The sequence below is a fragment of the Terrabacter sp. P5_B1 genome, from assembly GCF_056400505.1.
Genome location: NZ_JBFULD010000099.1, coordinates 1 through 12,430, shown reverse-complemented (window position 1 = coordinate 12,430; position 12,430 = coordinate 1). Strand labels below are relative to the sequence as shown.

The 12,430-nt window shown below is 71.8% G+C and carries 7 protein-coding genes; 3 read left to right on the top strand and 4 right to left on the bottom strand.

Going from position 1 to position 12,430, the window contains the following annotated elements; genetic code table 11:
* Positions 1–5,186: IPT/TIG domain-containing protein (locus AC1DP0_RS09390; protein ID WP_478083980.1), on the bottom strand; the 5,186-nt coding region annotated here is incomplete at its 3' end.
* Between the two features lie 308 nt (positions 5,187–5,494).
* Here AC1DP0_RS09390 and AC1DP0_RS09385 point away from each other — a divergent pair.
* Together AC1DP0_RS09385 and AC1DP0_RS09380 are read left to right on the top strand one after the other, a co-directional pair.
* Positions 5,495–6,166: a response regulator transcription factor gene (locus AC1DP0_RS09385; protein ID WP_478083978.1), complete on the top strand. Its 672-nt coding sequence runs from the start codon at positions 5,495–5,497 to the stop codon at positions 6,164–6,166.
* Positions 6,166–7,326: a sensor histidine kinase gene (locus tag AC1DP0_RS09380; RefSeq protein WP_478083974.1), complete on the top strand. Its 1,161-nt coding sequence runs from the start codon at positions 6,166–6,168 to the stop codon at positions 7,324–7,326. Before AC1DP0_RS09385 ends, AC1DP0_RS09380 begins: the two co-directional genes overlap by 1 nt.
* On the opposite strand, the gene AC1DP0_RS09375 is transcribed toward AC1DP0_RS09380, so the two are convergent.
* Genes AC1DP0_RS09375 through AC1DP0_RS09365 form a run of 3 tightly spaced genes read right to left on the bottom strand, consistent with a single transcriptional unit; the run spans position 7,251 to position 11,129 of the window.
* A complete protein-coding gene (locus AC1DP0_RS09375; RefSeq protein ID WP_478083971.1) occupies positions 7,251–8,942 on the bottom strand; it encodes a 5-oxoprolinase subunit B/C family protein in 1,692 nt (563 codons plus the stop codon). The genes AC1DP0_RS09380 and AC1DP0_RS09375 overlap by 76 nt on opposite strands.
* A 9-nt stretch (positions 8,943–8,951) precedes the next feature.
* A complete protein-coding gene (locus AC1DP0_RS09370; RefSeq protein ID WP_478083968.1) occupies positions 8,952–9,710 on the bottom strand; it encodes a LamB/YcsF family protein in 759 nt (252 codons plus the stop codon).
* 57 nt (positions 9,711–9,767) lie between these two features.
* On the bottom strand, positions 9,768–11,129 hold the full coding sequence (locus tag AC1DP0_RS09365; protein WP_478083965.1) for a 6-phospho-beta-glucosidase: 1,362 nt from the start codon (positions 11,127–11,129) through the stop codon (positions 9,768–9,770).
* 182 nt (positions 11,130–11,311) lie between these two features.
* On the opposite strand from AC1DP0_RS09365, the gene AC1DP0_RS09360 reads away from it, so the two are divergent.
* The coding region (locus AC1DP0_RS09360) for a carbohydrate kinase family protein (protein ID WP_478083962.1) at positions 11,312–12,430 on the top strand (1,119 nt) is incomplete at its 3' end.

The following is a 12,430-nucleotide window of genomic DNA, read 5'->3' as shown; positions in this document are numbered from 1 at the left end:
GTCGGGTCGACGAACCCGGGTGTGTCGGTGACCTTGGTCAGCTCACCGCCGTCGGTGCCCATCGCGGTCTGGATGACCGAGCCGGCCGGGTGCAGCGCACCCGGGCCGCCCACGACCCCCATGTCCCACACGTCCGTCGTGTTGGTCGTCCCGTCCGGCAGGGTGCCGCCGATGCCTTCGACGTAGCCGCCGACGTAGGTTCCGGCGCGGTTGTCGTTGAAGACGTTGTCCAGCAGGACCGGGTTGCTGAAGGTCGCCTGTCCAATGGTCCGCGTGGTGCTGAACCCCGCGAACCCGGTGCTGTTCAGCCGGGCCATGAGCTGGTCGCTGTTCGGCCCGGTCGACAGGCCCGCGGGCGCGGGCTTCCCGTCGGAGGTGACCGCCGTCGCCGTCGTCATGTTGCCCGCGACGGTGTTGTTGACGAACCGGACGAACGGTGCGTCGTCGAGGGCGACGCCGCCACCCTCGTGCGCCGAGACGTTGTTGGTCACGGTGTTGTTCGTGATCGTGATCCACTGCGGGTCGTTCTTCGTGACGTGCGAGCCGGCCACCTGGAGGAGGCGGATGCCGCCTCCGTCGTCGCTGGCGATGTTGGCGTCGATGACGTTGCCGTCGAGGGTCACCGGCCCGGTGCCGTTGCTGAGCCCGGTCGGCGTTGCCGGCAGCTCGCCGGCGAGCATGATCGCGCCGCCCTCGTCGTACGAGCTGTTGAACCAGACGGTGTTGCCCGAGATGGTCCCGCCGGCGCTGCCGAGCGGATTCGCCTGGTAGCCGAAGGCCGTCATGGCGCCGCCGTACTCCGCGGAGAAGTTGCCGCAGATGGCGTTGTGCTGGACCTTGTAGCCGTCGCTGCCGGTGAAGAGCCCGATGCCGCCGGCGAGGTTGGTCCCACCGTTGTTGAGCACCTGGTTGTCGGCAATGACCGTGTCGTAGTTGCGGTTGTCACCCGTGTAGGGGGTGCCGACGCGGATGCCGCCGCCGTAGCTGCCGCTGTTGCCGACGACGACGTTGTCAGTGATCCGGGTGCTGCGGTTGTTGTTGTGGAGGTAGATGCCACCGCCCTGGGTCACGAGGGCACCGGTGGCGCCGTACGGCGTCTTGATGCCGCCCGTGAGGACGTTGACGTTGCCGGGGAAGTCGGTCTGCGCTCCGCCGGTGACCTGCAGTCCGTCGATGGTGACGGGGTATGCCGCGTCGGACACGGGTGCCCGCGGGTCGTCGAGCACGGTGATCGTCGCGGCATCCGGCACGTCGAGCTCACCGCTGTAGGTGAGCGAGCCGAGCAGGTTGAGCCAGGCCGTGCCACCGGGCAGGTCCGGGCTGAAGCCGGAGCCATCGATGATCGAGCCGGCAACCCACTTCTGCGAGCCGTTCGTCTGCGGAATGAAGCCGCCGGGGCCGACGCCCTGGATGGCGACGCGGTGGTGGACGAGGAGGTTCTCGTTGTACTCCCCGCGGGGGTTGAGCGCGGTCGGGGCGCCCGGCCAGACGACGACGAGCCAGTACTTGCTGCCCGAAGTCGGCTTGGCCGCCTCGAGCGCGGCCTGGACCGTGGCGTGCGGCTTGCCCGGGCCCACCTCGACCACGTTCGGGTTGGCGGCCGTCGAGGCGTTGTTGCCCGGCGCGGTGCCGAGGTTCCAGATCGTGATTCCGTTGAACGTCGACCGCTTGGAGCCGTTGGTGATCGACACCTTGAGGGCGCCGTTCGTGCTCGAAGTGGTCTTGCCCGTCGTCAGAGCCGGAACGGTGAACGAGATGCTCGTGTCGGACCAGCTGGGGACGGTGACGCCGGGGACGGCTTGGCCGGTGGCGTTCGTCAACGTGACGGAGCCGGTGCCCTGGGTCGCCCCGAAGCCCTTCCCCGTGACGGTGACGGTGCGTCCCGTGCCCGTCGGGCGGACGTACGGGTGGTCCACCGCGAGCAGCTGCGGGTCGGTCGTGCCGAGGTCACAGCGTGCCGGGTTCGACGCGGTGGTCCCGGGCGCGAGCACCGTCGCCGCCGCCTGGGTGGGCGCCGTGTCGGTCACGGTGTAGAGCCCGGGCCAGCCCTGGAAGTTCGTGCTGATGGTGCGGTAGGCCGGGTTGTAGTCCGGGTTCGGGTCACCCGGCCCGCCGGGGTCGTTACCGGTGAAGCGGTACATGTTCGGGCACGGACCGGCCGGCACCGGGCAGTTGTAGGTGCTCGTCGACGGCTCGAGGGCCTCGTACATGCCGTTGAAGTCGGTGTGGGTGGTGTCGACGAGGCGCCCGCTCCAGTCGTAGAGACCGACGGGGACGTTGGGCAGGCCCTGGGCCTCGCCGAAGTTGGCGCTCCGCTTGTCCAGGGACAGGCCGAGGTCGTTGATCGTCAGGCCCCAGAAGTGCGTCGGGATCGGGACGGCCGTGAAGAGGTTGAAGTTCGGCGCCACGGTCTGGCCGCTCCGCACGGTGATGAGCTTCGCGTCGCACAGCGGCCGGTCCTGACCCTCGAAGGGGCTGCCGCCGCCGGCGATGAAGGCCGGGTCGGTGACGCGGACGGTGTGGAGTGCGCCGGCGCAGGCGGAGATGATGCCGGCGCCCTGCGACGGCGGCTGGGTCGGCGGAAGCGGGTCGTTGCCCGTGCCGGGACCGTCGGAGGCGGCCTCGGTCGCCGTCGGCGGGAAGTTCTCCTGGGCGAGGTAGCTGTCGCCGTCGAAGACGTTGACGTCCTCCTCGCGGGTCACCTGGTACATCGGCTTGCCGTCGACCGGGTCCTTGGGCACCTCGACGGCCACGATGTAGTCGCCGGCGGACAGGTCACCGAAGCCGTAGTTGCCGTTGACCGTCTGGCTGGCAGCCCCGGGCGTGCTGTCGGACGCGCCGGCCTGCACCCCCATCATCGGGGCCTCGACGCAGAGGTTGTTGGCCGCCGCCCCGGACTCGGGCAGGGCGAGCTGGTCGCTCAGCTCGGTGCCGTCCCACTGCCGGGCCGTGCAGCCGCGCGGCGCTGCCCACTCCTCGCTCGTGTACTTGTCCTGCTCCTGGCCCTTGACGAGCGCTCCGCGCTCCGGGTCGGGGTTCGGGATCGTCTGCGGCACACCGGGGGTCGTGCTCGCGTCGTAGGCCGGGTTCGGCACCGACATCGGCACGATGGCCTTGCCCTGCCGGCAGGAGTTCGCGATGTCCTCGGCCGTCGTCGCGGCACAGGGGACGGACGCGTAGACGTGGACGTTCACGTCCGGGATGCCGGGCTGGTACGCCTCGCTGACCGCGTCGGCGGGGTCGAGCTCGTTGCGGGTCGTGTCGTAGGAGACCGTCGCGGCGATGCCCCCGTTCTCGTTCGCGGCGTAGGGCTCGACGCCCCAGTCGATCCGCCCGGAGAGGCCGATGACGGGCAGGAAGTTGATGTCCACGAGGCCACCCAGGATCGTCGTGGGAGCGTCCTCGTTGTCGGCCTGGTAGGTCACTCCGGTGGTCCGGTAGCGGGTGTTGAACGCCTCGAGGACGAGCCACTTGCTGAGCGGGTAGCCCTCCTGGATGTCGTAGACGCCCTGGTCGTTCGTGGTCACCGTGTTCGTGTACTGGTCCATGAGCGTGTTGTCGCGCTCGCGGACGGTCAGCGCGAACTGCGGCACCGCAGCCTCGCCGGGGTCTCGCTTGCCGTTGCCGTTGTCGTCGACGAAGACGGTGCCGCGCACGTGGGTGAACCAGCCCACGAGCATCTTGTTGCCGACGTTGACGAGGTCACCGCCGGAGACCTCGACGTTGAAGCTCCACAGGATGTAGTCCTGGTTGTCGTCCCAGATGGTCAGCTGGTAGGTGCCGTCCGGGACGTTCTTGATGTCGAACGAGCCGTTGGCCGCGCCACGGCCGACGTAGATGGCCGCGTCTCCACCTGTGAGGTCCGACAGCGCGACCCACGGCGACGGGATCGGCCCAGCGGACTTCGCCCCGGCCCACCCGGTCTCGGGGACGACCTGGCCGTTCTGGCCGCCGATGTAGGGCAGGCCGGCGACGGCGACGCCCTTGATCTCACCGGTCGGCGCATTCTTCTTCGGCACGGTCATCGCCTTGACGCGGACGAAGCCGAACTGGGTGGCAGGGACGGGCTCGGCCCCCTTCATGAACTCGGTGTCGAGGCCGGTGTCGCCCTCCTGCACCCAGATGTCGTGGTCGTGGCCGCCCTCGAGGGTCGTCGTCTGGACCCAGCCCGACTGGCCGGCCGGCGGGGAGACGGTGGCGCCGTAGCGGTTCGGGCCGAGGTTGGGGATCGTGATGACGCCCGAGCGGTCACTCGTGCACGTCCCGGTCGAGCGCCTCGTGTCGACAACGGGCTTGCCGTCGGCGCCGAACAGCATGCGTCCGCCTCTGTCGTGCTGGTAGACGGTGCACAGGGCGTTGCCGTAGTAGTCGGTGCTCACCAGTCCGAGGACGTCGGTGAGGTTGCCGGTGAAGCCGGCCAGTCCCTGCTCCGCGTCCGCCTCGTAGGTGCCGTCGGTCGGGACGTTGTCGTTGAAGACCTGGATCTTGATGGTCGCCAGCGGCAGCGGCAGGGGCTGCATCCCGACGCTGACGACGCCCTGGAGCCCGGGCTTCACGACGAAGTGCGCACCGTCGATCTTGTAGCCGTCCGCGGTCACGGAGACGAGGTACTTCCCGGGGGCGAGGCCGCCCAGGACGTGGCTGGCGCCGAGGTCGTTCTGGTCGCCTTGGGCGACGATCTTCGAGTACCCGGACGTCGGGCGGACGGACGGCCACGGGCAGCTGTCGGCATACGGCTCGGTCGGGTCACCTGCCGCCGGGTTGGCGGGCTTGGTGCTCCCGCCCGGTGCCCGCGACGGCAGGCAGCGGTCGAGGAGCGGCGCGGCCGCCGTGCCCGGGTCGCCGGTGCTGTCCTCGTTGATCAGCCACTGGTATGCCGTGACGGCGTCACCCTTGTGGACACCCGTCGCAGGTCCGACCGTGCGCGCGCTCGTCACCGCCAGGGAGATGCAGCCCTTGTCGGCCGCGGTCGTCGTCGGGCACGGGCCCGCGGTCGGGGTCACTGCCGCGACTGGTGCGGCCGGCTTGGCCGCGRCCGGCGCGGGAGCCGTGACCGTGCTGGCCGCCGAGCTCGACGCGGCGGCGGAGGCCACCGGCCCACCCACCTGGGCCACTCCGGCGATGGCGAGCGCGCTCAGGCTCGCGATGACTGAAACGGAACGCCTGCGCAGCTTCGACACGTCCACGGCAACCCCCACGTGATGCGGCGGGCTCGGTGCGAGCCCGCTGTCCCGCGAACGTCGCAGGCGTCGTCCCGGCGCACGGACGAGACGGGTCGCAGGCTCAGCCAACTGTCACCGATCCGGTGGCCGTCGCCTCAGGGATGCGTCACCGCTTCGGTAGCGCACCGTCATAAATCCGTCATCTTGGTGCCCGATATGCGGTGGTGCGTCCGGGTGTGGGAAGGCGGCTCGCACCAGTTGTGGCTCTTTTGCATCCCGCGTACGTCGGCGCGGACCCATACTGATCCGCATATCGGGGAGGGGGGTCTCTCATGGCTACGGTGATGGTCGTAGACGACGAGGAAAGAGTCCGAACACTGCTGGCGAAGTCGCTGTCGTCGCAAGGTCACACGGTGGTGACCGCGGCGTCTGCGGGTGCAGCCATCGACCGGCTGGAGTCCAAGGCCGTCGACCTGGTCGTCCTCGACCTGGTCATGCCCGGTCTGGGGGGCCTGGCCGTGCTGAACGCGATGAACGAGAGCAAGAAGACGACGCCCGTCATCGTGCTGTCGGGGGTCACCGACGTGGCGTCCCGCGTCGAGGCCCTCGACCGGGGCGCCGTCGACGTCGTGTCCAAGCCGTTCAGTCTGACCGAGCTGCTCGCTCGCGTGCGACGCAACGTCGGGCTGCCACGCACGATGCCCGACGACCGCTGTCTGGAGGTGGGCGGCATACGCCTCGACGTCGGACGGCGCCGCGCGACGTTCCGCTCGGTCAGCGCCTCGCTCACGGAGCGGGAGGTCAGCCTGCTCGCGCACCTCATGCGGCGCGCCGGACAGGTGTGCCACCGGGAGGAGCTGCTCCACGACGTCTGGCAGCTCGACTTCGACCCGGGGAGCAACGTCGTCGAGGTCTGCGTCGGGAGGCTCCGGGCCAAGCTCGGGCAGGACATCCCGATCGAGACGCTGCGCGGCGTCGGCTACGGCCTCTACGAGGACGCCTGATGCTGCGCCACCGGATGGTGCTGCTGTGGGGTGTCGTCGCAGCGCTCAGCTCGGCGGCGATGATCGCCCTGCCCGGCAGCGAGACGGTGCCCTACCACATCGGGTGGGCCGCCTTCGCACTCTGCTTCGGCCTCGAGCAGTGGAGCTCGCGCTCCACCTGGGTCGGCCTGGGCCTCTTCACCGGGGTGACCGGGGCGATCCTCGTCAACCGGGTCACCACGGGCGTGCTCGACTGGCAGGAGACGACGGAGATCCCGCTCATGCTGCTGCTCATGGTGCTGATGATCTGGCACGTGCGACGCCGGCAGCAGGCGCTGTCGGACCTCACGGACCTCGCGGCGCGCGAGCGGGCGGACTCGACGATGCGCGAGCTGCTCACCCAGCGCACGTCGCACGAGATGCGGTCGCCGCTCATGATCTCGCGTGGCTACGTCGAGCTGCTCATGGACCGGACTCCGGCGGGCGAGGACCTGGCGGACCTGCAGGTGGTCGACGAGGAGCTGTCGCGGCTGACCCGGGTGTGCGAGCGCCTCGTGCGCAGCATGCGCGTGGAGCTGGACCTCGAGATCACCGAGATCGACATCCACGCGGTGCTCCAGCAGACGGCCCGACGGTGGTCGACGGTCGCCCCGCGACACTGGCAGGTCGAGTCGCCGGCGGTGACCCTCGATTGCTCGCCGGAGCGGCTCAGGGCCTGTCTCGACACCCTCATCGAGAACGCGCTGCGCTACACCGAGCGCGACGACGACACCGTGATGCTCTACGCCCGCCCGATGCGCGACGCCATCGCCATCGGGGTCGCCGACTCCGGGCGTGGCTTCAGCACCGACACACTGCGCACGGCTGCCGGGCAGGACCACGAGCGGCCGGTGGCGCACATTCTCGACGGCGTGCGCGACGACCTGTCGCAGACCGGCCTCGGCCTCTCCCTCGTGCGCGACGTCGCGACCCGCCGCGGTGGATGGGTCCAGCTGGGGGTGTCGCCGTGGGGTGGGGCGGACGTGGCGATCATCTTCCCGCTCGTCCGGCGGGCCGCGGTGGGGCAGACCTCTTGGCCGACCCCGGTGGCCGCGCCGACCATCCCTCAGAAGGTGTCTTCGTGGAGCTCCGGGACGGCCCGGACGCCGGAGCCAGGGACCCACCGGAGTCGCACGACCTGACCCGGCCGCAGCTGCGCGGCACGCGACACCGACGCCGGGGTGAGCACCGCGACGACGGGGTAGCCGCCCGTCACGGGGTGGTCGGCGAGGAAGACCACAGGCTCGCCACCGGGTGGCACCTGCACCGCCCCGGCGACCATGCCCTCACTCGGGAGCTCGCGGTCGGCATACGTGCTCTTGCGGTGGATCTGCTTGCCCTCCAACCGAACTCCCACCCGGTTGCTCCGCGACGAGACGGTCCAGGAGCCGCTCTCGAGGTCGGTCAGGTCGCACCAGTCGGCGCGTGGTCCGGGGACCACGTCGAGCACGACGTCGCCGTCGGTCACCGGCGGCTGGGGCGCCACCTCGACGACCGGGAACGTCCGTGGCGCCGGGCCCACGGCGAGCACGTCACCCACGGCCGGGACGGCCGGCCCGAGCCCCGAGAGGGTGTCCGTCGACCGCGACCCGAGGACCGGGGGGACGGCGATGCCGCCGCGCACCGCGAGCCACGTGCGCAGCCCCACTCGAGGCGTCCCGAGGGTGAGCACCTGACCGTCGGCGAGGACCACGGGCGCGGCGTGGGGGACGGCACGGCCGTCGATGTCCGCCGGGCACAGCGCGCCGGTCAGCGCGACGAGCAGGTCCCCATGGGCACGGACCGACAGGCCTCCGAGCGTGACCTCGAGCGAGGCCGGCGCCGCGGCGCCGACGGGTGGGTGGTCGACGTCGAGCAGGTGCCCCACGAGGCGCAGACCGAGCAGGTATGCCGTGGGGTCGGCCGCGCCGGAACGCCCCACTCCCATGCCGGCCAGGCCAGGACGGCCGGTGTCCTGGACGAGGGTGAGCGGACCGGTGGCGAGGACCTCGAGGCCACGGACACCTACCCTGTCGGCCGGCCGGCTCGGACCTCGGGCCGTGCTCGGCCCCGTGACGGCTGTGGCGTCGGGGACGTCGGGGCCATCGGGGACGACGGGGCCACTCGACGGAGCCGACGCGTCGACGGCGACGAAGCGCACCGACCGCCCGGGAGCGAGCAGCGACGGAGGGTCGCGGTCGACGTCCCACAGCACGGCGTCCGTGGTGCCGAGCAGCTGCCAGCCTCCGGGCGACGCGTGCGGGTAGATTCCGCTGAACTCGCCTGCGAGAGCGACGGATCCGGCCGGAACGGAGGCACGCGGCTCGGACCGGCGGGGGACCGCCAGCCGGGGGTCACCACCGACGAGGTAGGCGAAGCCCGGCGCGAAACCGCCGAAGCCCACGCGCCAGGGCGTGCTCGTGTGCGCCAGCACCACCTCGTCCGGCGACAGGCCGGTGAGCCGCGCCACCTCCTCGAGGTCGGGTCCGTCGTAGCGCACCTCGACCTCCACGACGTCCTCGCTCTCCGGAGGGCCCGTGACGTCGACGTGCAGGGCAGCCTCCCGGCAGGCCCGGCCGACCTCGGCTCGCCGCGTCGGCTGGCGCAGCACGACGAGCAGCGAACGGGCGCCGAGCACGACGTGGTCGACGGCCGACCAGATGCCTTCGGACTGTTCGACGTACGGGTCCAGGTGGGCTCGCAGGGCGAGGGCCGCGCCGGTGTCGGCGACCTCGACGACCAGGGCCCCGGGGCCCATCGGCAGCACCCGCGCATGCATGGCCGGTGCTCAGCTCGTGAAGGGACGGATCTCGACACCGGCCGCCTCGAGGGCGGACCGCACCGCCCGAGCCATGGCGACCGCCCCGGGGGTGTCGCCGTGGATGCACACGGAGTCGGCCCGGATCTCGACCAGCGAGCCGTCGACCGCCGTCACGACACCGTCGCGCGCGAGACGCACCACCCGGGCTGCGACCTCGTCGGCGTCGTGCAGCACGGCGCCGCCCTCGGTGCGGGGGACCAGCCGGCCCTCGGGGGTGTAGGCGCGGTCGGCGAAGGCCTCGGTCACGGCCCGGAGCCCGGCGGCCGTCGCGAGCTCGAGCAGGAGGCTGCCCGGCAGCCCGACGACCGGCAGCGACGTGTCGACCGCGACGACGGCGTCGACGAGCGCCCGGGCCTGCTCCTCGTGGTGGACGACGGCGTTGTAGAGCGCCCCGTGCGGCTTGACGTAGGCCACGCGGGTGCCCTCGACGCCCGCCATCGCCATCAGCGCCCCGAGCTGGTAGATCACGTCGGCCGCGAGCTCGTCCCGGGGGACGTCCATGAACCGCCGGCCGAAGCCTGCGAGGTCGCGGTAGGCGACGTGCGCGCCGACGACGACACCCCGCTTGGCGGCATACCGGCACGTGGCGCGCATCGTCACCGAGTCCCCGGCGTGGAAGCCGCAGGCGACGTTGGCGCTCGTGACGACGTCGAGCACGGGCGCGTCGTCTCCGAGCGTCCACGCCCCGAAGGACTCGCCGACGTCGGCGTTGAGGTCGAGGCGCATGGCTTGATTCTCCCGCACCCGACCTCCCGGCGCCTACGCGCCCGCGCGCCTACCGCGTCACCGCAGCGCGCAGTAGAAGCCGGGCAGTCGGCGCTCGTACGCGCTCATGACCTCGCGCGCGACCGTCACCGAGTCGACGAGCGGGTGGAGCGCGAACGCCTCCACGGCGAGCGACCTCGACTGCTCGACGGCGGCCCGGATGACGAGCTCGTCGACGGCCTTGACCTGCTGGGTGAGGCCGAGCGCATGACCGGGCAGGGCGCTCACCGGCAGCGGGACGGGCCCCGCGGCGTCGACGCGGCACGGCACCTCGACGACGGCGTCGGCGGGCAGGCCGGCGACGGCACCCCCGCCACGGACGTTGAGGATCAGGCGCGCCGGCTCGTCCCGGGCGATCGCCGCCATGAGCGCGAGGGCCACTCCCTCGTAGCCGCCGCCCTCGACGTCCRCCTCGGCCCGCTCGTGCGACTCGCCGTCGTCGCTCTCGCGGGTCTCCTGCATGTACGTCGCGTTGCGCTCGCGCCGCACGGCGTCCCACCGCCGCCAGGCGTCGTGGCGCGAGGCTGCCACGGCCGTGTAGAAGTCGGCCTGCTGGGCGACGAGGTACTCGCCGCGGGTCTGCGGGGCGCTCCTGATCTGGGCGATGGCGTCGCGCGTGAAGTAGTAGTAGTAGAGGTACTCGTTGGGCAGGGCCCCGAGCGTCCGGAGCCACTCCGTGCCGAAGAGGTGGCCCTCCTCGATCTCCCCGAGCGCCGTCTCGTCGGCGAGCAGGTCCGGCAGCAGGTCGCGCCCGCCCAGCCGCAGACCGGTGAGCCACCCGAGGTGGTTGAGCCCGGCGTAGTCGATCTCGAGGTCGTCGAGGTCGTGCCCGAGCGCACCGGCAGCGCGCTTGGCGAGACCCAGCGGCGAGTCGCAGATGCCGACCACATGGTCACCGAGCACCGACTGCATCGCCTGGGTGACGAGGCCGGCCGGGTTGGTGAAGTTGATGACCCACGCATTTGGGGCCAGACGGCGTATGCGTCGGGCGACGTCGAGCGCGACGGGGACGGTGCGCAGGCCGTAGCCGACACCGCCGGGACCGGTCGTCTCCTGGCCGAGCAGCCCGAGGTCGAGCGCGATCCGCTCGTCGGCGGTGCGTCCCTCGAGACCGCCGACGCGCATCGCCGAGAAGACGAAGTCGGCCCCGGCGAGCGCCGTGTCGAGGTCGGTCGTCGCGGTGACCGTGGGGGGCGCGACCGGACCGCTCGCCAGGTCGGCGGCCTGTGCGGACAGGACCATGCGCATGACGTCGAGCCGGGTGTGGTCCGTGTCGTGCAGGACGACCTCGGTGACCCGGCGGTCGGCGGTGTCGCGCAGGAGCGCACCGTGGACGAGCGGCACGCGGAACCCGCCCCCGCCGAGGATGACCAGCTTCATGGCAGCACCACCCTCGGACCGTACCAAGGTGATGGCGTCGAGAACTGAGCACTCGACACTCGAGTGCCCACSAACCCCCGTCGAGAACTGAGCACTCGACCCTCGAGTGCCCACGAACCCCCCGTCCGGCGCCCCGGGGGGAACACGGCGAGTCGCGGACGTCGATGCGCGATCATGGGGGCGTGCCCCTTCACCACACCTTCGACCCGCTCGCGGCACTGCGCCGCCCCGACGAGCCATCGCTCGACGTGTTCGTCTGGGGCACCGTCTTCCTCGACATGATCTTCGCCGGTCTGCCGAACGCCCCGAAGCCGGGCACCGAGGTGTGGGCCGACGGGCTCGCGTCGTGCCCGGGCGGCATCGCCAACCTCGCCGTCGCCACCCGCCGGCTCGGGCTGCGCACCGGCCTCGCGGCGGCGTTCAGCGACGACGACTACGGCGACTTCTGCTGGCGCACCCTCGAGGAGCAGGAGGGCATCGACCTCGCGCGGAGCCGCCGCTTCGCCGACTGGCACAGCCCGGTCACCGTCTCGATGTCGGTCGACCGCGACCGCAGCATGGTCTCCCACGGCCACCCGGCTCCCGTCCCGGCCAGCGAGCTGATCGGCACGCCACCGCGCTCGCGCGCCGTCATGGTCGACCTCGGCGAGGACGAGGCCTTCGGCTCTGCCGGCCCGACGTGGGTGGACCGGGCCCGCGACAACGGTGCGCTCGTCTTCGCCGACGTCGGCTGGGACCCCAAGGAGCAGTGGTCGCCGCACGTCCTCGAGCGTCTCGATCGGTGCGACGTCTTCATGCCGAATGCCGTCGAGGCGATGGCCTACACCGGCACCGGCTCCGCCGCCGAGGCCGTCTACGCCCTCGCCGACCTGGTGCCCGTCGCCATCGTCACCGACGGGGCGGCCGGTGCTCTCGGCATCGACGCCCGCACCGGCGAGGAGGCGCGCGTACCGGCGCTGCGCGTCCGGGAGGTCGACCCCACCGGGGCGGGCGACGTATTCGGCGCCGCCCTGCTCGTCGGCACCCTCGCGGAGTGGCCGCTCGAGCAGCGGATGACCTTCGCGAGCCTCTGCGCCGGGCTGGCCCTCCAGCAGTACGGCGGTTCGCTCGCGGCGCCCGGATGGGGCGACCTCGCGGACTGGTGGACCGCGCTCGTGTCCGACACGAGCGGCGACGCCTACCACCGCTCGCTCCGGCGCCGCTTCGGCTTCCTCGACGAGATCGTGCCCCGGGTGCCCGTCCTAGCGTGTCGCCGTGCGACCGCGACGATCGCCAGGCGTGCGGACGTGCAGGACCTGGAC

Coding starts and splice junctions, on each gene's coding strand:
- AC1DP0_RS09385 (WP_478083978.1), top strand. CDS start 5,495: ATGGCTACGGTGATGGTCGTAGACGACGAGGAAAGAGTCCGAACACTG.
- AC1DP0_RS09380 (WP_478083974.1), top strand. CDS start 6,166: ATGCTGCGCCACCGGATGGTGCTGCTGTGGGGTGTCGTCGCAGCGCTC.
- AC1DP0_RS09375 (WP_478083971.1), bottom strand. CDS start 8,942: ATGCATGCGCGGGTGCTGCCGATGGGCCCCGGGGCCCTGGTCGTCGAG.
- AC1DP0_RS09370 (WP_478083968.1), bottom strand. CDS start 9,710: ATGCGCCTCGACCTCAACGCCGACGTCGGCGAGTCCTTCGGGGCGTGG.